Consider the following 24,176-nt stretch of genomic DNA (forward strand, 5'->3'; position numbering starts at 1 on the left):
CCCACTGACCTCAGAGAACTGACTTCAGAGAACCGAGCTCGGACAACTGGCCTCAGAGAACTGGCCCTAGAGAACTGGCCTCAGAGAACTGGCCTCAGACACGAGAATCCGGCCGGGTCATCGGACCCGGCCGGATTCCGTTCGCCGTCGGAGACCCGTCAGTCCCCTTCCTGGGCCGCAGGAGCACCCGCGGCCTCTCCTGCCACCTCTTCGCGGGGCTGGGCGGCCCCCACCATCGGCGTCGTCCCGAGTCGGTTGCCGAAGTAGTCGACGGGCCCGGGGTCGACTCCGAAGGCCTGTGTCCCCAGGCCGAGCGATACCGCGCCCTCGCAGTGCGGCACCAGGTTCACGGCGCCGGCCCCGTCGGAAACCGGTGCGACCAGGCCCTGCAGACAGGGGTCGTTGTTGGAGCCGGTTCGCTCCCCGTCGAGGATTTCCTGGCGGGAGGCGGTACGCCAGCCGGTCAGCGTGGTGTAGCGCCGGTTGCCCCAGTCCAGGGCCCAACGGCCGGTGCTGTAGTAGTCGTTGCCCTGGAGCTGGATCCGGGAGGTGTCGTAGGCGGAGTCGGCCTCGACCAGGGGGCCGCCGTCGGTGGCGAAGATGTTGTTGTGGACGCGTACGCCGCGCATGCCGTCACGCAGCCGGAGCGCCGGCGGCCGGCTGCCGGCGGCCTCCGCGGAGGCCAGGTTCTCGGACCGCATCACCACCGTGTTGTGGTAGATGTCCAGGTTGCTCAGCCGGGTGCCGTAGGCGACGATCCCGCCGTACTCGGGCAGTTTCCGCGCGTCGTCCCAGCTCATGTTGAAGCGGACGATGTTGTTCTTGTGGGCGCCGGTCGGCTGCCCGGAGTAGACGAGGAAGCCGGAGCCGTCGTTGCTGTGCGCGAGGTTGTACTGCATGACCGAGTTCGAGACGTTGTTGTCGAGGCCGAAGCCGCCGCCGTCGACGTGGGACCCGGTGCGGTTCCGGTAGGACGTGTTGTGCTCCAGGACGACGCGGGTGGAGTCGTACACCCAGACTCCCTCGGGTCCCTCGTCGGCGTCCGCCGCGGAATTCGCACCGTTGTCGTGGGCGACCGAGCGCATGACCTTCGCGTCCCGGACGCTGCCGAGCGTGATGCCGCTGCCGGTGTTCCGGTCGTCGCTCTCGGGGTCGCCGGCGTTGGCGTACGCCTTCACCCGCTCGATCCTGAGCTTGTCGTGCGCATAGCTCGGTCGCTCGGCGTCGAACACGGGCCCGTAGAAGGCGAGTCCGGCTTCGAGGTTGTGATGCACCGATACGTCGGTGATCCGCACGTCGCTGAAACCCGCCGCGGCGTCCCCGTCAGCGCCCACGCTGATGCCGTTCTGGAAGCCCCTGGCCTCCACGTTCGCGATCCTCACGTGGCCGAGCCGCTTGGCGCCGGGAAGGCTGTTGCGGAAGGCGACCCCGACCCCCTCCCGCAGGGACTTGCGGTCGCCGACCAGCGAAAGGTTCCGGATCTCGACTCCCCCGGTGTTCCGCACCGTGATCGCCGAGGTGCCCCGCGGGGCGATGGTGGCGCGGCCGGTCCCGTACGACTCGATCACCACGGGCTCGGCCGCACTGCCGGCCTCGCCCTTCTCCAGGGTGAGGCTCCCGCGGAACCGTGCACCACCCCGGATCCGGAGCCGGTCACCGGGCTGGAACCGCACACTGTTCGCGTGGTCGAGGGTCCGCCAGGGCTTCTCGGGCGACATCCCGTCGTTCTCGTCGTCGCCGTCCGGGCTCACGTAGAAGGTGAACGGCCCTCCGGTGGCAGGCCGGGCGGGACGGTAGACACCCGGCACGTCGCACCCCGTCAGCAGCAGAACCACTGCTGCCGAAACCACCGCGGCACTCTTCGACGTCCGACTCCGCTTCACCGCTCTCACTGCCACCCCTTGGGTCGTATCGGTGCTGTCACGGCAAACACGCATATTTGGCCACAGTAAGTTAGAAAAGGTACACGCGAAACGCCGACGAACGATGCACGGCGCGGGCAAGGTCGTCGGTGTCGCCTCCGGAACGCAGTTGCCCGGAACGCGGTGGCGGGTACAGCGCGGCACGACGGGAACCTGCGCACCCGACCGTGGACCTGCCCGGGGCCGCGTGCCAGCATGACGCGGTGACGCAGATCATCAAGGGGGAGAACCTGCCCATCCCCGGGCAGGCGTGGCGAATCGAGGTCGCCCGGCAAGCGGCCGGCGACGGAGTACCGGAGGTGACCGCCTCCGCGCTGCTCCTGGATGCCACCGGCGAGGCCGTCGGGCACCTGGTCCTCCAGCGGGTCGACACGGTGGACGAACGGGTCGAGGGCCGGGTCGAGGAGTGGGGCGAGGAGCGGGTCGAGGAACGGGTCGACCTCGACACCGAACGCATCGGACCGGACGTCCGGCGCATCATGGTCATCGCCGTCGTCCAGAACGGCACGCTCGGGCAGGTGCCTCGCCTGTCGGCGCGGACGCTGGACGCCACGACCGGCGAGCAACTCGCCCTGTACGAGATCGATGACACCACCACCGAGACGGCGCTCGTCCTCGGCGAGTACTACCGGCGCGATCACGGCTGGAAGTTCCGCGCGGTGGGCGAAGGCCACGACAGGGGTCTCAAGGCGCTGGCGGAAGACCTCGGCATCCCGGTTCCGGCACCGACTGCGGGCGGGCTGGTGTCTGGCGGGCCGGTGCCTGGCGGGCCGGTGCCGATGGAGCTTCCGCACGGGACTGTGGGCAAGTCCGCGGGCCCGAACGGCGTGCCGGTGCCGGTGCCAGTACCGGTGGAGATTCCCCGCGGGGTCGTCGGCAAGTCCTCTGGGTCGGGTGCTGATTCGGAGCGGGGGCAGGGTTCGGGTGCGGCGCAGGGCCGAGGCCAGGCTCACGGCGGGGGCTCAGGACTGACGAAGAGCGGGGCAGAGGCGCACGGTCTCGGCTCGCACGCCTCCACTTCGTCGCATGCTTCCGCTTCGTCGCATGCTTCCGCTTCGTCGCATGCTTCCGCCCAGGCCCAGTCCGGCGCCCTGTCCGACCCTCAGCCCTCGCCCCAGGCCCCCTCCCGGCAGCCGGGAGCGATTCCGGTGACCCCCTCGCCGACCCGGCCCCCCGAGGAGGTCGCCGCCGCCGGGATCCTCGGCGGGGAGTTCGACGACATCGTGTACAGCGGGCGGGGCGGCGCCAAGTTCACCATGGACACCACTCCACCGCCCGGCTACGTCCTGGTCGAGTTCGCCCGGACCGGCAAGGGCCACTTCGACCTGGACTCCGTCGACTGGGACGGCAGGGAGGCCGTCGACCTCGGGGACACGGACACGACCCACCGTTTCGAGCAGCGGGTGATGTGGTGCGACAACCTGTACCCGCTGCGCTTCCGCGTCGACTGCGACGACCTCGACGCATGGACGATCGTGATCCGGCCCGTGAGCACGGCGCGCAAGCTCGGCGAGGCCGCCACCGGCCGCGGCACCGAAGTGCTGCTTCACACCGGGCCCGCGGGCGAGCTGGCCTCCCGTCTTCATCCGACGAAGGCAACCGGACCCCTGCGCGTCGAGGGACACAAGCCCCGCCGCCCCAATGCCCCTGCCCCATACCCGGATGTTCTTGCGAACAAGTACGACCGGAGTCCGAAGGACTCGCGCGCGCTGCCGGAGGGGCCCTTGCTCATCGCGGTCGTCCAGGGAACGGGTGACTGGTCGCTGGAGGTCGGCCCCACACGGACCGTCCCGCCACAGGAGAAGCGCTCCGGATTCTGGCGCCGCTTCGGCAGGTCCTAGATCCGGCACCGTCATGTCAGGGTGCGGGGGGCATGACACCTACGTCTGCCCCTCCCCCAGAGCCGCGGCCTTGACCGCGCCTGTCGAGCTTCGACAGGCACCGCGTGGCCTGTCGAGCCTCGGCAGGCACCATGTGCCGCCCTCCACCACATTCTCGTTTGTTAGGGTGACCTTACTTATCGTTCGGACCCGGGCGTGCGGGTTCGGGTTCCAGCGCCGTGGGCGGGAGCCCAGAGGGCGGGACTGGCAGAGGCGGGGGCGTAGGTGAGAGACGGTGACCAGGCTTGTGCGCGTCGTGCCACTTCTGGGGCGGGGCCTTCGCGCGGGATGACGGACGACGCGGGTTGCGGCCCGGTGCCGGGGATGAGGCGTCGTGGATAAGATCGCGCTCACTGCTGGAGCCCTCTATGTCATCGTCCTGCTCCGCGCCGGAGGGACGTTCGCCGTTGGGTGGCTGGCCGGTGCCGGCGCCCGGCGCAGCAGGTTCGCCGGACGGATCTCCTCCGCGAGGTTCCAACGCGCCGAGCGGGCGATCCAGCGTTGGGGTGCGCCGGTAGTGGCCGTGTCGTTCCTGACCGTCGGATTCCAGACCGCCGCCAACTTCCTCGCGGGCAGCATGCGCATGCCGTTGCCCCGCTACCTTCCCGCCTTGTTCGTGGGCGGTGCGTGCTGGGCACTGATCTACGCGACCGCAGGGCTGGGCGTACTAGAACTGGCGGGCAGGCTCTTCGACGAACACGCGGCCCTCGGGGTGTCCGCCGTGGCCGTCCTCCTCGCCGCAGCGTGCGGGGTGGTCGTGCACGGCAGGAGAAGGGCGGCCCTGCCCTCGGCCGACAGCGTGCCCGAGGAGTCGTAGGCCTGGTCGCGGGGTCGTAGGCCTGGTCACGGGGTCGTAGGCCTGGCTGACGAAAGCTGGGGGCTGCCCGACGAAAGCAAACCGGGTGCTGCGGGGCGCCGTGCAGGCAGAGCCTCAGCCCCCGGTCGAACGGGGCGTCGTCAGGGCAGCGGGGTGCGGTGCAGGTTGACGAGCAGGCGCCAGACCCGTTGCGCGACCTCGGTGGGTGTCGCCTCGATGAGGCCGTGCAGCCAGTCGGCGAGGACCCCGGCGAAGGCCGCGGCCACGGCGGAGGCGACCAGGTCGGGCTCCGGTGCGCCGGCCAGGGCGCGCTCCGTGCGACTGCGGGCGCGTAGGTCCTGGTGCAGTACCTGCCCGAGCGGGCCGCCGCCGCCCGGGCGCAGCAACTCCCTGTAGAGCCCGCCGTGCATCGCCAGGCGTTCGAAGAAGGCCGGCAGGGGAGGTGGCGGAGTCGACGGGTCGGGCGAACCGCGCCACGCGTGGAGGGCGTCCACGCCGTCGCGGACGATATCGGCGCAGGCGTCGACGGCGAGCGCCTCCAGGTCCGCGTAGTGGAGGTAGAAGGTCGCACGGCCGACTCCGGCCCGGCGTACGAGCGCGGCAACGCTGACCTCCCCCAGCGGGCGGTGGGCGCACTCCTCCAGCAGCGCCTGGCGCAGCTTGGCCCGGGTCCGTGCCGTACGAGGGTCCGGCTGCACCTCGCTCACCGGGCGAGCAGGACCGCGGCCAGCGCCAGAGCGCCGGGCAGCGCCTGGACGACGAAGATGCGCCGGTTGGCGGTGAATCCGCCGTACAGCCCGGCGATGATCACGCAGGAGAGGAAGAAGACCTGGACCTGGAAACCCGTGGGGTCCCCCACGATCAGCCCCCAGACCAATCCGGCGGCCAGGAACCCGTTGTACAGGCCTTGGTTCGCGGCGAGCGGGGCGGTGGCACGGGCCATGTCCGCATCAAAGCCGGAAAGCTCACGACCCGGCTTCTTCTCCCACAGGAACATCTCCAGAACCAGGATGTACGCGTGCAGCGCGGCTATCAGCGCGACCAGCACATTCGCAGTCACGTTCATGGGCACCTTCCCTCACAGATCATGGACAGGTGTCCATGATACCTGGACATCTGTCCATGATCTTTATCGGGTCGACGTCCGAGCTGATCTGCACGCCTGATCTGCACGCCTGATCTGCACGCAGATCGATACGCACGATCGGTACGCACGATCGGTACGCACAGGAGTGCCGGATAATCGGCACGGTCGGCCGCGTCCTGAGGCAGGCTGGGCATCATGAGCGACTTGTCCGGTGCTTCTGTCCTCCTGCGCCCTTCCGTCCTCGCGGACGCTCCCGCCCTCGCCGCCATCCGGGCCACACCCGAGGTCCGGGCGCGGTGGCTCGGCGAGGACGACCTGGCCGGGGAGGTCGTGTCGGACCTGGAGGATCCCTCCACCCACTGCCTGACTGTCTGGTACCGCGACAGGATCGTCGGCCTGATCCAGTGGTACTCCGAGGAAGACCCCGGGTACCGCCACGCCGGGATCGACCTCTTCCTCGATCCGTCGGTGCACGGCCACGGGCTCGGCACCGACGCCGTCCGCACTCTGGCCCGGCACCTCGTCGACGACCACGGGTACCACCGGCTGGTCATCGACCCGGCCGCCGACAACACGGCCGCCATCCGCTGCTACGAGAAGGCCGGCTTCCGACCGGTCGGCGTGATGCGCCAGTACGAGCGCGGCGCGGACGGCACCTGGCACGACGGGTTGCTGATGGATCTGGTGGCGGCGGAGCTGGTGCGCTGACCGGGTTCGGGGTGGCGGCCGCCGGGCCCGGCGGGGTTACGCCCGCCGGGGGGTGCCCGACGATGCCGTGCCTGACGGTGGCGCGCCCATCGGCGTCGTACCAACGATGACGCGCCCAGCAGCGTCGTACCGTCTCCTCACACCGCAGTACAGCTCTCGCAGCTCACGGCCGGGCCAGCGTGTCGATGAGGGTCAGCTCCTCGGCGTCGAAGTCGAGGTTGCGCAGGGCCGTCACGCTGTCCTCGATCTGGCGTGCGCTGCTGGCTCCCACCAGGGCGGAGGTGACGCGGCCGCCGCGCAGTACCCAGGCGAGGGCGAGCTGGGCCAGGGTCTGGCCACGGGAAGCGGCGATGTCGTTCAGGGCGCGCAATCGGGTCACCAGGTCTTCGGTGACGGCGTCGCGGTTCAGGAAGGGGCTGTCGCTCGCGGCGCGGGAGTCCTCGGGGATGCCGTCCAGGTAGCGGCCGGTGAGCAGGCCCTGTTCGAGCGGGGAGTAGGCGATGGAACCGACCCGCAGGTCGTCGAGGGCGTCGAGCAGGCCCTCGTCCTCCGGGCGTCGGTCGAGCATGGAGTAGCGGGGCTGGTGGATGGTGAGGGGCGTGCCGAGCTCGCCGAGGATGCGGGCGGCCTCACGGGTCTGTTCGGCCGAGTAGTTGGAGACGCCGACGTAGAGCGCCTTGCCCTGCTGGACCGCGGAGTGCAGGGCGCCCATGGTCTCCTCCAGGGGCGTGTCCGGGTCGAAGCGGTGCGAGTAGAAGACGTCGACGTAGTCGAGGCCGAGTCGGCCGAGGCTCTGATCGAGCGACGACAGCAACGACTTTCGGGAGCCCCACTCGCCGTACGGCCCGGGCCACATCAGGTATCCGGCCTTGGTGGAGACGACCAGCTCGTCGCGGTAGGGCGCGAAATCCGTCCGCAGGAAGTCCCCGAGGGCGGACTCGGCCGAGCCGGGCGGCGGGCCGTAGTTGTTCGCCAGGTCGAAGTGGGTGATCCCGAGGTCGAAGGCGCGGCGCAGGATGGCGCGCTGGGTCTGGGCGGGGCGGTCCGGGCCGAAGTTGTGCCACAGCCCCAGGGAGAGGGCGGGGAGCTTCAGGCCGCTGCGCCCGGAGTGCCGGTAGGGCATGTCGTCATAACGGGCGGAATGTGCGGTGTACAACGCGACTCCATGGCGTGGGAACCGGCGCACGGCGATCGGTGCGCGGCGGGTTTGTCGTGGCGTGACCAATCTCCCCGACCTCTGGGCATGAATCCAACAGGAGAATCCGATGGGATTCAGCGCTTAGGCTTCTGAGTCATGGAACTGCGCCATCTCCAGCACTTCGTCGCCGTCGCCGAGGACCGTCACTTCACACGGGCCGCCGAGCGACTGATGGTCTCCCAGTCAGGCCTCTCGGCATCGATCCGAACCCTGGAGCGGGACCTGCGTGCGCCGCTGTTCGTACGCAGCACCCGCCGCGTGACGCTGACGGAGGCCGGACGCGCGCTGCTGGTCGAGGCGGAGCGCATCCTGGCACAGGTACGCGCCGCACACGAGGCGGTGGCCGCCGTGCAGGGCGTGGTGCGCGGCACGCTCTCCCTCGGGGCCGAGCAGTGCGTCGCCGGAGTCCACGTGGCGGGGCTGCTGGCCGCGTTCAGGCGCCGGCACCCCGAGGTGGAGATACGCCTCCGCCAGGAGGGCGGGCTCGTACTGGCCGACGACGTGGCCGCCGGCCGCCTCGACCTGGCCTTCGCCTACCGCACCCGCGCCGGCTCCGACTCCGACTCCGACTCCGACCATCTGCGCTCGGTGCCCCTGGCAGCCGAACCGATGACCCTCCTGTGCCACCCCGACCACCCCCTCGCCTCGGCCGGGCCGGTCCTCGCCCTTCACGACCTCGCCGACGAGTTCTTCGTCGACTTCCACCCCGGCTGGGGACCCCGCCGCGCCACCGACGCGACCTTCGCCTCCGCCGACGTACCGCGAACCGTGAGCCTGGAGGTCAACGACGTCCACAGCCTCCTTGACCTGGTCGAGGAGGACCTCGGCATCGCCGCCGTACCTCGGCACTTCCGTCACAAGCGGGACTCCCTGCATTCCATCCCTCTCGCCGACACCGGAGACGCGGTGTACGAGACCGTGGCCCTCCTCCCCCCACCACAGGCCACCAGCCCGGCAGCCCGCGCGCTGATGAAACTGCTGGAGCCAGGCCCGCGGTGACGGCCACACGATGAACGGTTCAGGAGCACGCAGGACGTACGAGCCCAAGCCGATGCCAACCCCGCCCAGAACCGAGAACCGGTCAGCGTGAATCTGCCCCCACACTGCTCGCCCAGACCCGGACGGGCACCACCCCGGGCTCCGCTACGGTCTGCTCCCCGTGGTTCTGCACGACTTCCAGGTCCGACCAAGCCGTGACGCCAGGCTCCCCGGCCAGGAACCCCGCAACGACTGCCCCGAGGTCGTCGCAGAGCACGTAGGCGCCGCCGAACGGCAACGCATCCGCCGGAACCGACCCCGTCGAGCACCGAAGCCGACCGGCCTGCTCGTCATGCCACACGTAGAACGTCGCCACCCCGGAAAAACCCAGCTCGCGGATGCGGACCTGGATGGCTGAGGCAGTCCGCTCGAAGGCGGCCACCACCAGGGAGACAGACAACGACCCCCTGTCCTCGTCCTCCGCACTCAGCCACCAGGTGTTGGTCTCCCACTCCGTCCGACGATCGGCCGGCTCCAGCACGAGGGGCTCGTCCGCCACCTCGGCGATCCATGTCAACAGCACCACAGCAGTATCCCCGCACAGCCCGTGACCCCAGGAACCGCCAAGTAACCACGTCTTCAGGAGCGTCCGCGGGCAAGAGAATCGCTTCGGCCGGCGGATGCATCACCTACACCTCGCTCACGCCTACGAAACCAACCCGCACCGCGCAGAATCCATGACCAGGCCGGCGACGGTCGACTTGATCGACCACCGAATCGGCCGCGAGCCGACCCGAACCGGCACGACACCTGACCGCTCAACGGCGGTCAGACCTCATAGGGCCAGACCGCGACGTTGTCCGGTGCCACGCGGACCTCGACCCACGACCCACTGACACCATCCGGCAGGGGCGGGTCGGCAAGATCGAACAGGATCACCGAGCCACCCACGTCCAGGACTGCCCCTCCGTCCCCGTCGAGACTCAGCCGCCCCTGAAAGACGATGCGGTCACCGTCTTCCCGCAGTCCAGACGTTCCATCAGTGCTTGGCCAGGCGTTCTCCGTCCAGACGATGTCCTCGTCCACGGTCCACTCGACGTGCCGGTCTCGCCCCATCACAGGGGGCGCCCCCTGCCAGAGCACCACAGCCGTGCCCACTGCCGAGTGCACTCGAACGAACATGGGCGCCGACCGGGCCGACTGCACTGCCTCCACCTCGACCAACACCCAGCCATCATCCGGGATTGGCTTACCCAACGCCTTCGCCGGGACAGAACGCTCTGCCGGAGGCTGTCTCACGTGACACGTTTCGCAAGCTTCTTGTACTGAACTTGAAGTCGTGATGTCGGTGTTCGCGGAGACCGTTGAACGCTGGCTGTTCGAGGTCAAGGAGACGCCTGGAGCCAGGCACGCGCAGAGGCCAGTGTCACTTCGATGTCGTCGCTCCATGAGCAAACCTCCAGCCACGACAGGTAGCCGCCCCGCGTGAAGACCAAGACCTCGCCGGGACACTCGCCGGTTTCCGTGAAGAGCGGAGCTTCCGCCGCCACTACCGTGCCGGGACCGGTGGGCGCCGGCTCCACCTCAAGGGTGTCGAGCTCGAAGTAAGCAGTGCCGCACCCGCACCCGCACCGCGCTTGCACGCTGACGTGCGGAACCTGCCCAAGGAGCGCGACATGAACCGGATCATCCGCGTTCAGGACTGCTGCAAGCACATCAGCTACATCGGCGGGCAGGCTTTCGGTCATCCCATCACCGTATCTGAACAGCAATTTCAGCGTTGGCCATGGTCAGGCCTCGCCTCTGCCAGTCGTCGCGAACCGGCTAAGAGTTCCCGGCAGTGGGCGTGCTGGGCATGCCCAGCACGCCCCCGGATACCGAGCAGGCACGAGCCCAGGTGCTCATGGAGTTCTCTACGCTCAGTGATCACCGGAGGGCTCGTGCCCGCCCTGCCATCATGCCCGCCCGGACTCCTGTGGGACCGGTTCGTGGCTCTGCTGCCCGAACACGTCGACGCGCACCCGCTTGGCTGCCACAACCCGCGCATCCCGGATCGGACCGTCTTCGAGCACGTGATCGCTGCGCTGGTCCACGGCTCCGGCTACGAGCGCATCGCCACTCCGGGCTGCTCGGACCGTACGATCAGACCCCGCGTCAACTACTGGGCCCGGATTGGAACAGCTGAGAAGATCCACGCGCTCGCCCTACGGGCGTACGGCCGTATGATCGGCCTGCAACTCGACGAACTCTCCGTGGATGGCTGCATCACCAAGGCACCTGGCGGCGGGGAGGGTGCCGGCCGCTCCTGGTGGACCGAGGCAAACAGAACCTGAAGCGTTCGGTGGCCACCGAAGCCACCGGCGTCCCGCTCGGCATCGTCTCGGCCGGGACCAACCGGCACGATTCCCCGCTGCTCGTGCCGACCCTGAAGGTCGCCGAGGAACAGGCCGGCGAGCTGCCCGACCGGGGCAACGTGAACCTGGACCGCGGCTACGACAACGACAAGACCCGTCCTGCGCTGGGGAAGTTGGGCTTCACTGGCGAGATCGCCCGCAAAGGCATCCCCGCCCCGATCCAGGCCGGTAAGAGGTGGGTGGTGGAGCGGACCCACGCATGGATGAACGGCTTCGGCGAGTTGCGGCGCTGTACCGAGAAGCGCAGCCGCGTCGTGGACTTCTACCTCTACCTGTCCGCAGCGATCGTCACGCTGCGTATGCTCATCCGCCGCGCGACCCCGCGCTACCGCTGGGACGGCCCCCCACCACCCGACGCATCAAGTGATCCATTTGCCGGTCGGTCTCAGCCCCAGTCCTGCAGCTGCTGGAGCAGGTCGGCGTCGCCCTCGATCCGCAGCGAGCCGGCCGGGATGCGCATGTACATGAGCAGGGCCATCTCGCTCGCCGTGCCGTAGATGGCGGCGGTCGGCTTGCTCTCGGCGGCCTCCGCCGCGGTGAGGCGGGTGAAGCGGGAACCGGCGGCGTCCACCGTCTGGCGCCAGGAGCCGACCTCGGCTGCGTGGTAGTCCATGGTGGCGGGCTCGCCCGGCCACGGGACCGTGCCGGTGCAGACGGTGGCGAGGAACTCCTCGATGGCGTCGCCCGCCTCGGTCGTCGGCAGCTCCTGCGGGGTACCGGAGGCCAGCTGGGCGTCGTAGGTGTGGATCAGCGACTCCGGGACGCGGCGGCGGGCCACGGCGGCCACCGTGTGCGGCGAGGCCAGCGGCTCCCACCAGGCCCAGCAGCCCCGGTCCGGGCCGGCCTCGCGCAGAGCAGCAAGCAGCTGCTCCGTCGAATCGGCCAGCCAGGTTATGAGGGCCTCGCGCTCCCTGGGCGCCGCCAGCCCGTCCTTGCTCGGCCGCTCGTCGCCCGGCGCGGTGTTCAGCACGATGTAGGCCCAGAAGCGGTCCCCCTCACTGAGGTGGTTCGCCAGGTCGTACAGCGTCCAGCCCGGGCAGGACGGGACATCGGCGTCGAGGCTGGGGGCCGCGGCGACGGTGGCGCGGAACGCGGCGGACCGCTCGTCGATCATCCGCAACAGGGTGGGGAAGTAAAGATGCTCAGGCATGCAGACCTTGTACCACCCGGACCGGGACTCCTGCACTCGATTAAGACCGCCCAACACGCCTACTGCCGGCGCTCCAAGGGATCTCGAGACCACGAGCAGCCCATGGCAAGCTCACGCCGCATGATCGATGAATTCGCGAAGGACAACCTGCACGGGAGACTGCGGCGCGACCGCGAGGCGCTGCTCTGGAAACTCGACGGCTTGTCCGAGTACGACGCCCGCCGACCTCTGACAGCGACCGGGACCAACCTCCTCGGCCTGGTCAAACACGTGGCCACCGTCGAGGCCAGGTACTTCGGCGAGGTCTTCGACCGCCCTTCCCCGGAACCGCTGCCCCGGTGGCAGGACTCCGACGGCAGCGACCAGTGGGCGACCGAGCACGAGACCCGCGACCAGATCATCGCCTTCTACCGACGCACATGGGAACACTCGGACACGACGATCAACGAACTTCCCCTCAACGCCCCCGGCCACGTGCCGTGGTGGCCTGAGCCCCACCCCAACACGAACCTGTTCGCCATCACGCTCCACGTCCTCGGCGAGACCACCCGGCACGCCGGGCACGCCGACATCCTGCGCGAGAACCTCGACGGCCGGACCGGCTTGCGCGCCGAACACGAGAAGCAGATCGACGAGGAAGCCCGCGCGGCCCACCGCGCGAAACTCGAACAGGCCGCCAGATCAGCCGCAGCGATCAAGGCATAGTAGTGCTTTGTTAGGTGGTGTCGTAGGGCTGCCATGGGACGGTCTGTCGGCAGGTGGTGCAGGTGCCGGTCCAGCACCGCAGCAGGTCCTGGAGGGTGTCGAGGACCTGGTAGAGGGTGAGGCCGACGTGTGGGCTTTGGGGTCGAGGCGCCGCAGGGTGAGGAAGGCCTGGGCGGCGGTGACGAGGGTGACGTGGTGGTGCCAGCCGCGCCAGGTCCGGCCGAGGACATAGGACAGTCCGCGTTCCTCCAGGCCGATCCGGAACGGGGTGCTGACGCCGTAACCGGCGTCGGCGACCACCACCGGTGCTTCCAGTTTCCAGCCGGTGAGCGTGTCCAGCAGGCTGAGAGCCAGGCGCCGCTTCTCCCGATGGGCAGCGGCATCGTCCGGCACTCCGGACCTGCGGCAGCGGTCCGGATCGTCCGTCCACTCCCGCGGCAGATACAACTGCCACTCCAGCGGACACGAGGCCGTGTCGGTGGCGGCATGGACGCTGACCGCGACCTGGCAGTTCGCCCGTTTCCCGAGCGCTCCGCAGTACTGCCGGGCCACCCCGACCGAAGCGGTGCCGCACTTGGGGAACGACACGTCGTCGATCACCCACACCTCCGGGCTGGCCGCCTCGGACAGTCGCTCGGCGATCCGCCGCCGCACCGACAGCGGATCCCACGGCGACTGGTTCACGAACTGCTGCAGAGCCTGCATGCTCCCCTCCGGCAGCCGCTCGGCCATCGGCTGGACCGACTTGCGCCGGCCGTCCAGCATCAGGCCCCGCAGATAACCCCCGCCCCACCGCCGCTGATCCCGCCGCGGAAGCGAGGCGAACACATCGGCGACGAACCCCGCCAACTCACCCCGGAGCCGTTCCACCTCCCCCAACCTCATGACCAGAAGATCCCCACCACCAGGCAATATCACCCAACGCAACGAAGCACTACTAGAGGTCTTCTCGTTCGGCTGTCGACAACACTGCCGTGCTGCTGGCCTTCGGTGCGGATCCTGAGCTCGCTGATCCAGACGGTCGCACTCCCCTGGGCATGGCCACTTTCTACGGTCATGATCCGGCCGTACGGCTGCTGCGCACCCACATCGGCAAGCGGGTCGGCGGCAGCCGGCGAGGACGCAGGAGATGGTGGTGAAGGCGAGGAAGTGGTCGGCTATGCGCCATAGCGCCGGTGGAGCCGGCGACAGCCGGCGGGCCAGGCCATGGTGCGTTCGATGGTCCAGCGGTGGCGGCCCAGCCGCTGCAACGATTCTTCGCGAGTCTCCGATCTACGCCATGCTCGCCCGTCTGTGGTTCGACGGCGGACGGTTCGTCCCAGGGCCGGCAGGCCACAACTGCACCGCGCCGGTCGATCCCGTCAGTCCCGAACTGCTGCGACTCATCGCCGCCTCCCGCGCGGAACGGCCCGCCGCGCGCGAGGAAGGGCACCAGTGATCGACCCGAACTCACAGAAGACGCCCCCCGCTCCCACCGGACGCTCCCGACCACTTCCCTTTCCTGACGCTGGATTCCGCCGCCCGGTCAGACCTGAACGCGCCGTCGTCCAGCTCTAATTGAGTCCATCCGACGGGACCATCCTGCTCCAGGCTTCGAAGGCCCTCGTCGAGGGTTCCTCGACGCGTCCGATGCGATCGCCCCAGCCCGCAGTGAGGCGGAGTTCTTCAATCCGGACGATATGGTCAGCCGGTTCTGCATCCGCGCCCCGCCACCATCGGGCTGACGGTCGGTCCTCTGGCTCCGCTCGGCACTGCTCACCAGAACTGGTTCTGGCTCACTTTCCGCGACGTGCGCCGAGCGAGTGATCATCACTGGGACTTGTCCGGCTGATCATGGCTGTGGGGTGTCGGGAATGATGCCCGGGTGAGCACTATCGTGAAGTTCTTCGTCGCACCGGACGACACGTCAGCGGGTCAGGCCCTCCAGACCGGTCCGGGACGAGCATTCGAGTCTCTCTCTTTCGGCAACTTCGATCCCGACGAGGCCGTGGTCGAGTGGGAGTGCCTTCTGGCCGGCGGCAGCTTCGAGGAACTCGCCGAAGCCGGTGAGCCTCGCATCGTCGCCGACCAGGACAACTACGGGTGCGTCGTCTTCGCGCTCTCGGCTCGCCTGTCCGCTGCACTCGTGGACGCCGGGCACTCCAGGTTGCGTGACGTCGCCACCTCGTGGGCTCGGCTGCGTGCGGAGGATGGCGAGGTCATCGACACTGAAATCGCCGACGCGATCGTGGGTGGTCTGGCTGCCCTCGTCGGCAGCGCCCGGCGCCAGAACCAGAGCGTCTACTGCTGGGTTGCGTAGCAATCCATGTCCAGAAGCCACATCGGGACGGCCGTTGCGATGGCGGTGTCGAGGAAGACGTAGCCGGGCATGTCGTAGCGAGCGATCAGCCGTCCGGGAACGACGAGCCTCTGCCACCGTGTCTCGTCCTGTTCCATCATTCCGCCCGTCTTGGCCCCGGGACCGGGGGGCGGGGGCGGGTCGGTGCGGGCGCCAACCGCATACTCGTGCGCGCGGACAATAGTGAAGTCACATGGAGGCCAGAGGGCTGAAGAAGGTCTCAGGCACACACGATGGGCAGCCGCGTCGGATCGAGTGCTGGGCAGCGCGCAGGAACAGTGCGACGTAGAAGGAAGTGCCCAGGTCCTTGCTCCACGGTCCTGGCCGAACGGTGGCAAGTTCCCCTGCCTGGTGCCTGAACCACGTGCTCAAGTCGAGGTTGTCGCATGTCGTCGGGGTCTCAGGTGGCAGATCGATGACTGCCGCCGGCTTCAGGGCGAGGCCGACCCAGCCGAGCTTCTTCCTCTTGAGCGTTTTGCCCATCAAGCGCTTACGTCGACACGGGGAGCGTGTCGGCCCCGGCCCCGGCTCACTCCTTGGCCGTCCGGGCGGTATGGCGGTGAGATCGGCGGTCGTCGACGGGGTCGGTTGTCAGGCTGAGGGCGCTGGTGGTGGTGACGAGGGCGATGAGGGTGGCGGTGGCGCCGAAGGCGGCGCGGGTGAGGGTGCGGGCGCGGCGTTCGCTGGCGGCTCGGACGGACCAGGGTTGGGCGAGGGTGGCGACGGAGACGTCTTTGACTCGCTGTCTGAGTGCTTGGCGGGTGGTGGGGGCGGCGGTGTCCGGCAGTTGTCGGTTGATGGCGGTGCGGGCGTTCTGGAGTCGGCTGGCGGTGGCGGCCGTGGTGGCGTGAGTTTCGGCGGCGGCTTCGGCCACGCTCAGGTCCAGGCCGTCGCACAGCAGGACCGCTCGGCGCTGCCATGGCGGGAGGTTCAGGAGCGCCTGCGCGAGGGGGTCGGTGTGCAGGGGATCCGGGCGGGTGAAGCGGGGTCGCAGGCCATGCCAGAGGGAGAGAGCACGGTCCGGGCGGGTGATGAGGCCGGGGCGCAGGCGGTGCCAGGGGGAGAGCGCGTACTCGTGGGTGCGTGCCCGTGCCCAGCCCACGGGGTCGGCGTCGCGTGCGACTTCGGGCCAGCGTTCCCAGACCTGATGGAAGGCCTGCTCGGCGGATTCGAAGGCGAGGAGGCGGCATCCGGTGAGGACGTAGGCCTGTTGGGTGAGGGCGGGCACGGCGGAGAGGTACAGCGCGTCGAAGGCCGACTCGGCTGTCGGGGGTGGCAGGTCGGCGGCGGGAGCCGGGGCTGGGTGGCTGAGGTTGAGGTTGAGGTTGAGGTCGTTGCGGTGCATGGTGCGGGTGCGGTGTGCGTGGTGTGCCCTCTGGTCAGGGGAGGTGCTGCTCGGTCCAGATGATTTTCCCGGTCTCGGTGTACCGGGTCCCCCAGCGTTGGGCGATCTGGCCGACGAGGAAGAGGCCGCGCCCGCCTTCGTCGGTGTCGGCGGCGAGCCGGACGCGTGGGGAGGTGCTGCTGGCGTCGGCGACCTGGCAGATCAGGGTTCGGGCGTAGATCAGGCGTACGCCGATCGGGGCGGCGCCGTAGCGGATGGCGTTGGTGACGAGTTCGCTGAGGATCAGTTCGGTGCCGAGGACGAGGTCGTCGAGGCCCCATCGACGGAGGTGGACGGTGGCGGCGGCTCGGCTTGCGGCCACTGCCGAGGGGTCGGGTGGGACGTTCCATTCGGCGATGCGGTCGGCGGGCAGCGCCTTGGTGCGGGCGATCAGGAGGGCGATGTCGTCGGCCGAGTCGGCCGGGAGCATCGCGGTCAGTACGGCCTGGCAGGTCTGTTCCGGAGTGCGCCCCGGGTGGGCGAGGGCGGCGCGCAGGCGGTCCAGGCCGACGTCGATGTCGCGGGTTCGCGACTCCACCAACCCGTCGGTGTAGAGGACGAGCTGGCTTCCCTCGGGGATGTCGAGCTCGATGGTGGTGAAGGGGAGGCCGCGTAGTCCCAGGGGTGGACCTGCGGGGGTGTCGGGGATGTCGGTGGTGCCGTCGGGGCTGACGAGGATGGGGGGCAGATGTCCGGCGCGGGCGAGTTGGCAGCGGCAGGTGACGGGATCGTAGATCGCGTAGAGGCAGGTGGCGCCGATGACGGCGTCCTCGCGGCCGCCGGCGGTCTGTTCCTCGTCGATGCGGGCGACGACCTCGTCGAGGCGGGTGAGGAGTTCGTCGGGTGGCAGGTCGAGGATGGCAAGGTTGTGTACGGCGGTGCGCAGGCGTCCCATGGTGGCGGCGGCGTGCAGGCCGTGTCCGACGACGTCGCCGACGACGAGTGCGACGCGGGCGCCGGACAGGGGGACGACGTCGAACCAGTCGCCGCCGACCCCGGCATGGGCGGGAAGGTACCGGTGGGCGGCCTCGACGGCGTCCTGCGCCGGCAGCCCGCGCGGCAGCAGGCTCTGCTGGAGGGTCACCGCGAGCGGGTGGCCGCCGCTGATGGCGGCCGCGAGCTGCTCCTGGCTGGTGTACCGGGCGTCGAACACTCCCCCGTTGCTGCCCAGCCGGAGCACCGCGATGCGGTCGGCGACGGCCTGGACGTCGTCCAGGTTGTGGCTGACCATGATCACGGCGTGGCCCAGGTCGCTCAGCCGGCGGATCAGGTCGAGCATCCTCGAGGTCTGTTCCACGGTGAGCGTGGCGGTCGGTTCGTCGAGGACGACCAGCTGGGGCCGGCCGAGCAGTGCCCGGGCGATGGCGACCGTCTGTCGCTCGCCCAGGGTGAGGGTGCTCACGGGGACCCGGATGTCGGGGAGGGTGATGGCGAGCCGGTCGAGCAGCGCGATGGAACGTTTCTCTATTTCGATCTGCCGCAGGACCCCGAATCTGCGCAGCTCACGGCCGAGATAGAGGTTGGCGACCACGTCCATCCGGTCGACGAGTGACGGGTCCTGGAAGACGGTGGAGATGCCCAGCCGTTGGGCGTCGACAGGCCGGGTCAGCTCGACCGGGACGCCTCGCCACTCGATGACTCCCGCGTCCGGCGGAGCGACGCCGGACACGGCCTTCACCAAGGTGCTCTTGCCGGCTCCGCTGTCGCCGACCAGACCGAGGACCTGACCTCGGTCCACCTCCAGGTCGACCGAGTCGAGGGCCACGACCCCGCCGTAGTGCTTGGTGATCCCGCGCAGGGACAACAGCGGACCCCGAAACACTCGCCCACCTCCACCCTCTCCACGGTCCATCAGGTGGCGATCGGCCCGCCGCCCTTCCCCCGGCGGCCCTTCCGATAATCCTGTGGCACGGGTTGTCCAGCCTGACATCGGCGTCGTGAGCTGCGGAGACGGGACACGCGGAGACGCCCCGTTCGGCGGCATCCCGCTCCCGACTCCACGCGCCGCCGTCGATACGACTCCACGCGCCGCCGTCGATACGACTCCACGTACCGCCGTCGATACGACTCCACGTACCGTCGTCGATACGACTCCGAGGTCGGCGCAGCAGCCCGCTCCGACGGGACCCTGCGGACCGGCCCCGCGACGGTCCGGCTCACCTCCCCCACCTGCTGCTCCGGGACTCTCGCCATGGCAAAGGCTCGTCACCGCGCGGTGGTGTCGGTGCTGTCCTCGGCTCCCCCGCCGTCGAACGTGTCTCCTGGACCGGCCGGTCCCGCCAGCTCGCCTCGGCAGTGGCTCGCGTTGTCGGCTCCGGGGTGGGCGTGCTGCCTGAGGTGACGTTTCTGCTGAGGAACGTGGCGTGTCGCTGCGTCGACAGGGGCACGCCGAGTCGCGGGCGCGCGGAGGAACGCGGAGGAGTCGAGCCAGTAGGCACCGGCCAGGCAGGCCATCGGCGCGGAGTTGCTGCGTCTGTTCATGATCGGATCAACGAGGGTGAGGATCTTCCGCAACGCCCGTGAGTCGTGGCGCGGGGTGGCGAAGACCGTGGGACGCGTCGGGTCGCCGAAGGTGTCGGCGCCGACGGCCGTCCCGTAGCGGTCGGCGTACAGGGGATGGAAGCGGGCGTACGCGAACCGCGCCTCGTCGAAGTGCAGCCGCGGCGTGCTGGGCGCCAGTGTCCACGCGACCTGGAGCATGCCGTAACACGGGCCGCCGTAGGTGGAGTTGGTGAATGCGGCGTACTGCGGCTCGGGCGTCGTGGTGCCGGCGGCGAGCGGGTTGTCGATGTACGTGGTGGCGTGCCCGCTGTTCAGTTCACGGAACTGACGGCAGAGAGGTTCGCCAGCACGGCGTTCACTGCGTCGAACACGACACGGGAGCACGGCCCTCCCGAGCGGGAGGCGTGGCCTACGTCATGTCGGCGAGCCGGTCTCGTCTGACTTTCGGCTCCAGTCTCTTCTTCGTGCTTTCGATCTCCTGGACGTCCCAGGGGCCGGAGACGACGGACGGCGCCTCGCCTGAGATCACGGAGACGAGGGGTTGGCCGTTCTCGTCGTAGACGGTGGCGACATCGGTCAGCTGCCAGAAGAGGTTGAGCTCGGGGTGTTCGCCGAGGTTCTGGCAGGTGCTGGAGACGAAGGACGTCGTCTGGGTGGACACGGTGACCTGCTGGGACTTGGCCGAGGACTGGCCCAGGGAGGCGTTGACGGAGGCGCTGAACGGGCCCCAGCCGCCACCGACACTGGCGCTGACCGACCCCGTCACCGTCCTGGTGTCGGAAAGGAACTCGGTCCCATGACGGCAAAGAGTGGCTCGACGGGACGATGACCGTTGCAGACCGGCGCGACAAGCTATGCGATCGGACCCGAGGACCTGTCCACCACCTGGCCCCAACCGAGCCAGAGTGTCGGAATCACCGAAATTTCCACGATACCGCAGCAGGCGGACCTTGAAACACACAAAGGGTCCGCCCATGGAATCTGCGTGAGTTTCGCGGGAGTAAGGAACGGAATACATGAAGGGCTCATCAAAAACAGTTATGCGCTCGCGAAGGCCATTGCTGACGTTCAGCAGAACTTCTACTGCTTCAGGGACCTTGTGCGTGTAGAGATTACTTCTGGCGCAATGCCTGATCACGGGGATTCGGGTTCGATGCTCGTCGGACTGGTCAGCAAAATGGGTACGGGACTAGGTGTCCTCTGCTCGGCCGGCGCAAGTGCAGTGCATTTCTCGAGGATCCCCACCACCTATCCAGGAGGCGCGCTGCTGCATCAGCCGAAGTGTGATCCCGGCCCGCTGCCACCGTGAAATGCCGAACTCTTGTCCGGCACAGGTCTGTTGCGGCATCGGCGTCACCGGGCCAGGCTCGCCCCTCGTCTTCGCCGGCGTCGGGCCGGCCCAGCGCGCCGGCCCACCCGCGTGGGCCGCGAGCGACGTCCGGTCGCTCGCGGCCCCGCCGTGCATGCGGGCCTTCGGGGAGCTGCGGCGGCGGGCGTGGCGCGCCGGGCTCAGGAGGGGTTGTCTCCGTGGGTGAGGGTCTCCCAGGCGACGAAGAGGTTGTTGCTGCCGGCCGGGCGGTTGTTCCTGGTCAGTGCCTCGGTGTTCGTCATGGCGAAGCCGAGGCGGTTGTGCATGGCGTTGTAGCCGACCTCGGTGACCGGGCCGAGGCCCAGGTGGAGGGAGCCGCCGCACAGCCAGCTCGGTGCGGCGGTGCCGAGTTCGTACTTGGACTGGAACCCGAGGGCCTGGCGCAGTCGCTCGCCGACATCGGTGCCGTAGAGGTCCTGGCCCTGGATGCGGCTGGTCTCGGCGACGTGCGCGATGGCGGAGATGCCGTAGCCGGTGTGGGTGAAGTCGCGGCAGGTCTCCTGGGTGAGGCCGGCGACGAAGGTCGACTGGCCCTGCCAGTAGTTGACGATCTTGTCCCGGCTGTCGAGGTTCTGGCTCGGCACGGTCTTCGGGAGTGCGCCGTCGGAGGGGAGGTAGACGTAGGCGGCGGTGCGCGTACGGAACTTCGCCATGGCCTTGTCGTACGACGCCCTGTCCTCCAGGAAGACGGAGATGCCGACGGCGGCCTCCATCATCGACAGCTCCCAGTTCCCGTTGGAGTTCGAGCCGTTGATGATCTCGGGCAGGTAGACGTTGCGCAGCATCGTCCCGAAGCGGCCGGAGTTGGGCCAGCCGCCCGTGTACGTGTGCTTGATGATCTCGGCGGCCTTGGGCCAGGAGGAGCCGGCCCAGCCCGTCTGCAGGGGGGCGTTGCTGTTGGTGTGGTCCGTGATGACGGCGGACCAGGCGTCCATCAGCTGGATCGATTTCTGCGCGTAGCGCGCGTCGCGGGTGATGTACCAGGCGAGGGCGTTGGTGTACGCGGCTATCGCGTCCTCGCGTTCGTCGGTACAGCCGTAGTTGGGGTTGGAGTACGAGCCGCACTCGACGACGGCGCGGGGCTTCGGGGTGCGGTTCGGGTCGGCGTACTTGCTCGCCATCATCTGGTCGTAGGCGCCCTTCCAGGGCTGGGCACCGACGAGGACCTTGGAGCGGGCGAAGTCCAACTGGCCTCGGGAGACGGCAACTCCGGGGTGTGCGAAGACGGCGGGGGCCGCTTCGGCGCCGGGTGCGGACGGCCAGACGAGGACACCGGCGACGAGGGCGGCGGCGGCCGCGAGAAGTCCGGTTCTGCGCATGGGCGGGGGCCTTCCGGTCGCGTATGTGAACGTGAAGTGCCTCTATGAACAGGCGTGTTGAGCGGAGACCATAGGTCTGGACCACGCTTCCGTCAAGATGTGAAGGAAGGCCCGTACCTCGCGAACCCGGATCACGGCGCCGCACGGTGGTTCTCGTACGACGGCGTCACACCGACCGAATTCCGCCGCGCGGCGGCATGAGCGATGATCCCTGGAGGCTTGGCGAGAGGAGAAGGTCATGGCCCATGGGCGACCACGGCTGGTGCTCCTGTGCGGTCTGCCGGGTGCCGGCAAGACCACGACGGCCAGAAGGCTGGAGCAAGAGCTGTCCGCTGTGCGTTTGGCTCCGGACGAATGGCTTTCGGGCCTGGGTTTCGGCCTCTTCGACGGTGATGCGCGGGAGCGGGTCGAGCAGTGCCTGTGGCAGCACGCTCAGGCGCTGCTGGCCTCTGGCGCTGTCGTGATCATGGAGAACGGTTTCTGGGAGAGCGCGGAGCGTGACGAGAAGCGGCTCCAGGCCCGCGCGATGGGCGCCGCCGTCGAACTGCGTTACCTCCAGGTACCGATCGAAGAACTGGAACGCCGTATCGCTCTGCGGAACCAAGAGCCGGGCTCTGCCGTACTGACGGTCGAACTCCTCAGGAGTTTCCAAGAGCAGTTCCAGCCACCGACACAGGACGAGCTCGACTTGTTCGACGCGCCACTGTTCTAGGAGCTGAGGCGACCGTGCTGATCGCAGTTCTCAACGAGTGGCCGTGAACCGCTCCTCCGCTCCGGACGCTAAGGGCTGTCCCGTAACTGTCGGTTTTCACCGGGCGGCGGCGTGCAGGTCCAGGATGTACCAGTCGAAGCGTGTGTCGTCCGTGCTGTGCGTCGGCTTGCAGGGGGTGAACCCTGCCCGCTGCGCGACTGCGGCGGATGCGGGATTCTCCGGCTCCACCTGGATTACCGCCTCCGCCCCGCCCTCACCCGCCGCGTACTGGGACGCCAACAGGACCGCGCGGGTAGCCAGGCCACGCCCCCGCCAGGACGGATAGAGGCCATAGGCGACATTCACCTGGCCGGGCGCCAGCCCCTCTCCGGCGAACCGCAAGTCGATCGTGCCCACGAGCACCTCGTCGGCACCCATCCGGATGCCGAACGCGCGGAGTGGCCCGGCGGTGTCCCACTGCTCCCGGCAGTGCCGGAAATACGCTTCAATGCCCGCCCGCGTGCCGGGACCGCCGTTGAGCCAACGAACGAGTAGCTCGTCCTCCCCGGCGAGGTGCGCCTCGACATCGTCCAGACGCAGGGGGGACAGAGTGATGGTCCCGTCGGACAGCTTCACTTCATGCATCCGGTGATTCTTGACGCCAGGGCCGTGCCGCACCACCGGATTCTGCGCGACATCACGCGGAGTTCGGGCCACGGGAGATGATCTCCATGTGGCTGGTGTGATCACGGCGTCGGAGCCGTCCTGGATAGCCCCGTTCACCGGGCTGAGCCCACGGCAGTTCGGCAAGCTGGTGACGGTTCTGCGTCGTGAGGGTGCGGACGCGGTCCGCAAGGGCCGACCGTGGAGCCTTCCGCTGGAGGACAGGGCCCTGCTGGTCGCGGCGTACTGGCGAACGAACCTGACGATGCGACAGCTCGCTCCGCTGTTCGGGGTGTCGAAGTCGGCGGCGGACCGGATCATCGACCACCTCGGGCCGACGCTCGCCCTCCAGCCCCGCAAGCGGTTCGCCAAGGACACTGTGCTGATCGTGGACGGCACCCTGGTCCCCACCCGGGACCACACCATCGCCGAGCGGTCGAAGAACTACAGGTACTCCACCAACCACCAGGTCGTCATCGACGCCGACACCCGCCTGGTCGTCGTGGTCGGCCGGCCGCTCGCCGGGAACCGCAACGACTGCAAGGCATGGGAAGAACCAGGGGCCAAAGCCGCCGTCGGCAGGACCCTCACGATCGCCGACGGCGGCTACCCGGGCACCGGACTCGTTATGTCGCACCGCCGCGAACGCGGTCAGACCGAACTCCCGGACTGGAAAGAGGAGCACAACAAGTCCCACAAGCAGGTCCTGGCTCGTGTCGAGCATGTCTTCGCGCGGATGAAGACGTGGAAGATCCTCCGCGACTGCCGCCTCAAGGGCGACGACGTCCACCACGCCATGCTCGGCATCGCCCGGATGCACAACCTCGCCCTCGCCGGATAGGCCGAGGGGCGGTACGGCAGCCCACCACGCCCGAGACGACTCAAAGATCATTTACGGGACAGCCCTTAGCGGCGGTTCTTTCGGACGTCGCGTCGCAAGTCCTCGAAGGTGGCGCGCAGATTGAGGTAGTCGAGGGCGAACCCCACACCTCGAGCAGCCCACTTGACTGCCGTCACCAGGACCTCTTCCACCGCATCCCTCTTTTCTGCT

General features: G+C 68.9%; 24 protein-coding genes and 2 pseudogenes. 10 read left to right on the forward strand and 16 right to left on the reverse strand.

The genetic code is table 11. The features are described 5' to 3' along the window. Positions 1–158: 158 nt before the first annotated feature. On the reverse strand, positions 159–1,850 hold the full coding sequence (locus ACIQFX_RS30885; RefSeq protein ID WP_402470099.1) for a right-handed parallel beta-helix repeat-containing protein: 1,692 nt from the start codon (positions 1,848–1,850) through the stop codon (positions 159–161). A 275-nt stretch (positions 1,851–2,125) separates the two neighbouring features. Between ACIQFX_RS30885 and ACIQFX_RS30890 the strand changes: the two genes are divergently transcribed. Both ACIQFX_RS30890 and ACIQFX_RS30895 read left to right on the forward strand, forming a co-directional pair. Then, positions 2,126–3,763 carry a TerD family protein gene (locus tag ACIQFX_RS30890; protein WP_402470101.1) on the forward strand — a complete coding sequence of 546 codons (1,638 nt, stop codon included), beginning with the start codon at positions 2,126–2,128 and terminating at the stop codon, positions 3,761–3,763. Positions 3,764–4,136: 373 nt separating this feature from the next. Further along, positions 4,137–4,619: a DedA family protein gene (locus ACIQFX_RS30895; RefSeq protein WP_402470103.1), complete on the forward strand. Its 483-nt coding sequence runs from the start codon at positions 4,137–4,139 to the stop codon at positions 4,617–4,619. A gap of 140 nt (positions 4,620–4,759) precedes the next feature. On the opposite strand, the gene ACIQFX_RS30900 is transcribed toward ACIQFX_RS30895, so the two are convergent. Next, the gene (locus ACIQFX_RS30900; RefSeq protein ID WP_402470324.1) at positions 4,760–5,317 is read right to left on the reverse strand and encodes a TetR/AcrR family transcriptional regulator; all 558 of its coding nucleotides are present in this window, start codon (positions 5,315–5,317) and stop codon (positions 4,760–4,762) included. A 5-nt stretch (positions 5,318–5,322) separates the two neighbouring features. After that, on the reverse strand, positions 5,323–5,685 hold the full coding sequence (locus ACIQFX_RS30905) for a DUF1304 domain-containing protein (RefSeq protein ID WP_402470104.1): 363 nt from the start codon (positions 5,683–5,685) through the stop codon (positions 5,323–5,325). A gap of 216 nt (positions 5,686–5,901) precedes the next feature. Between ACIQFX_RS30905 and ACIQFX_RS30910 the strand changes: the two genes are divergently transcribed. Then, positions 5,902–6,414 (forward strand): GNAT family N-acetyltransferase, encoded by a 513-nt coding sequence (locus ACIQFX_RS30910; protein ID WP_402470105.1) that lies wholly within the window; start codon positions 5,902–5,904, stop codon positions 6,412–6,414. Positions 6,415–6,577: 163 nt separating this feature from the next. On the opposite strand, the gene mgrA is transcribed toward ACIQFX_RS30910, so the two are convergent. Further along, positions 6,578–7,570 (reverse strand): L-glyceraldehyde 3-phosphate reductase, encoded by a 993-nt coding sequence (gene mgrA / locus ACIQFX_RS30915; protein ID WP_402470106.1) that lies wholly within the window; start codon positions 7,568–7,570, stop codon positions 6,578–6,580. Positions 7,571–7,708: 138 nt separating this feature from the next. Between mgrA and ACIQFX_RS30920 the strand changes: the two genes are divergently transcribed. After that, positions 7,709–8,611, forward strand: coding sequence for a LysR family transcriptional regulator (locus tag ACIQFX_RS30920; protein WP_402470108.1), 903 nt, complete (start codon positions 7,709–7,711; stop codon positions 8,609–8,611). A gap of 82 nt (positions 8,612–8,693) precedes the next feature. Here ACIQFX_RS30920 and ACIQFX_RS30925 read toward each other — a convergent pair whose 3' ends face one another. The 3 genes from ACIQFX_RS30925 to ACIQFX_RS30935 form a co-directional block, all read right to left on the reverse strand. Beyond that, positions 8,694–9,176: a hypothetical protein gene (locus ACIQFX_RS30925; RefSeq protein WP_402470109.1), complete on the reverse strand. Its 483-nt coding sequence runs from the start codon at positions 9,174–9,176 to the stop codon at positions 8,694–8,696. A gap of 242 nt (positions 9,177–9,418) precedes the next feature. After that, positions 9,419–9,676, reverse strand: coding sequence for a hypothetical protein (locus ACIQFX_RS30930; protein WP_402470111.1), 258 nt, complete (start codon positions 9,674–9,676; stop codon positions 9,419–9,421). Positions 9,677–9,975: 299 nt separating this feature from the next. Beyond that, the gene (locus ACIQFX_RS30935; protein WP_402470112.1) at positions 9,976–10,338 is read right to left on the reverse strand and encodes a hypothetical protein; all 363 of its coding nucleotides are present in this window, start codon (positions 10,336–10,338) and stop codon (positions 9,976–9,978) included. Between the two features lie 192 nt (positions 10,339–10,530). Here ACIQFX_RS30935 and ACIQFX_RS30940 point away from each other — a divergent pair. Then, positions 10,531–11,371, forward strand: a pseudogene (locus ACIQFX_RS30940) (IS5 family transposase). A gap of 18 nt (positions 11,372–11,389) precedes the next feature. Here the strand turns inward: ACIQFX_RS30940 and ACIQFX_RS30945 are convergent. Next, the gene (locus tag ACIQFX_RS30945) at positions 11,390–12,154 is read right to left on the reverse strand and encodes a maleylpyruvate isomerase family mycothiol-dependent enzyme (protein ID WP_402470113.1); all 765 of its coding nucleotides are present in this window, start codon (positions 12,152–12,154) and stop codon (positions 11,390–11,392) included. Positions 12,155–12,274: 120 nt separating this feature from the next. Between ACIQFX_RS30945 and ACIQFX_RS30950 the strand changes: the two genes are divergently transcribed. After that, the gene (locus ACIQFX_RS30950; protein WP_402470115.1) at positions 12,275–12,859 is read left to right on the forward strand and encodes a DinB family protein; all 585 of its coding nucleotides are present in this window, start codon (positions 12,275–12,277) and stop codon (positions 12,857–12,859) included. 81 nt (positions 12,860–12,940) lie between these two features. Here ACIQFX_RS30950 and ACIQFX_RS30955 read toward each other — a convergent pair. Then, positions 12,941–13,744, reverse strand: a pseudogene (locus ACIQFX_RS30955) (IS701 family transposase); the annotation flags it as partial. Between the two features lie 272 nt (positions 13,745–14,016). Then, a complete protein-coding gene (locus tag ACIQFX_RS30960; protein ID WP_402470325.1) occupies positions 14,017–14,190 on the reverse strand; it encodes a transposase in 174 nt (57 codons plus the stop codon). Here ACIQFX_RS30960 and ACIQFX_RS30965 point away from each other — a divergent pair. Beyond that, positions 14,139–14,297, forward strand: a complete 159-nt coding sequence (locus ACIQFX_RS30965) for a hypothetical protein (protein WP_402470116.1) — start codon at positions 14,139–14,141, stop codon at positions 14,295–14,297. The genes ACIQFX_RS30960 and ACIQFX_RS30965 overlap by 52 nt on opposite strands. Before the next feature lie 426 nt (positions 14,298–14,723). After that, on the forward strand, positions 14,724–15,158 hold the full coding sequence (locus tag ACIQFX_RS30970) for a hypothetical protein (RefSeq protein ID WP_402470118.1): 435 nt from the start codon (positions 14,724–14,726) through the stop codon (positions 15,156–15,158). A gap of 568 nt (positions 15,159–15,726) precedes the next feature. On the opposite strand, the gene ACIQFX_RS30975 is transcribed toward ACIQFX_RS30970, so the two are convergent. The 5 genes from ACIQFX_RS30975 to ACIQFX_RS30995 form a co-directional block, all read right to left on the reverse strand. Continuing rightward, entirely contained in the window at positions 15,727–16,542 is an 816-nt protein-coding gene (locus ACIQFX_RS30975; protein WP_402470119.1) for a sigma factor-like helix-turn-helix DNA-binding protein, read from the reverse strand. Positions 16,543–16,576: 34 nt separating this feature from the next. Further along, positions 16,577–18,565, reverse strand: a complete 1,989-nt coding sequence (locus ACIQFX_RS30980; protein ID WP_402470121.1) for a SpoIIE family protein phosphatase — start codon at positions 18,563–18,565, stop codon at positions 16,577–16,579. A gap of 221 nt (positions 18,566–18,786) precedes the next feature. Beyond that, positions 18,787–19,467, reverse strand: coding sequence for a hypothetical protein (locus tag ACIQFX_RS30985; RefSeq protein ID WP_402470123.1), 681 nt, complete (start codon positions 19,465–19,467; stop codon positions 18,787–18,789). Positions 19,468–19,492: 25 nt separating this feature from the next. After that, positions 19,493–19,849 carry a hypothetical protein gene (locus ACIQFX_RS30990; RefSeq protein ID WP_402470125.1) on the reverse strand — a complete coding sequence of 119 codons (357 nt, stop codon included), beginning with the start codon at positions 19,847–19,849 and terminating at the stop codon, positions 19,493–19,495. A gap of 743 nt (positions 19,850–20,592) precedes the next feature. Beyond that, on the reverse strand, positions 20,593–21,771 hold the full coding sequence (locus tag ACIQFX_RS30995) for an alginate lyase family protein (RefSeq protein WP_402470127.1): 1,179 nt from the start codon (positions 21,769–21,771) through the stop codon (positions 20,593–20,595). A gap of 211 nt (positions 21,772–21,982) precedes the next feature. Here ACIQFX_RS30995 and ACIQFX_RS31000 point away from each other — a divergent pair, with 211 nt between their 5' ends. Then, positions 21,983–22,483: an AAA family ATPase gene (locus ACIQFX_RS31000; protein WP_402470326.1), complete on the forward strand. Its 501-nt coding sequence runs from the start codon at positions 21,983–21,985 to the stop codon at positions 22,481–22,483. Positions 22,484–22,579: 96 nt separating this feature from the next. On the opposite strand, the gene ACIQFX_RS31005 is transcribed toward ACIQFX_RS31000, so the two are convergent. Continuing rightward, a complete protein-coding gene (locus ACIQFX_RS31005) occupies positions 22,580–23,179 on the reverse strand; it encodes a GNAT family N-acetyltransferase (protein WP_402470128.1) in 600 nt (199 codons plus the stop codon). A gap of 16 nt (positions 23,180–23,195) precedes the next feature. Between ACIQFX_RS31005 and ACIQFX_RS31010 the strand changes: the two genes are divergently transcribed. After that, positions 23,196–23,966: a transposase gene (locus ACIQFX_RS31010; RefSeq protein WP_402470130.1), complete on the forward strand. Its 771-nt coding sequence runs from the start codon at positions 23,196–23,198 to the stop codon at positions 23,964–23,966. The last annotated feature ends 210 nt before the right edge of the window (positions 23,967–24,176 follow it).

It is taken from the genome of Streptomyces sp. NPDC093089, from assembly GCF_044754405.1.
Taxonomy (GTDB): Bacteria; Actinomycetota; Actinomycetes; order Streptomycetales; family Streptomycetaceae; genus Streptomyces.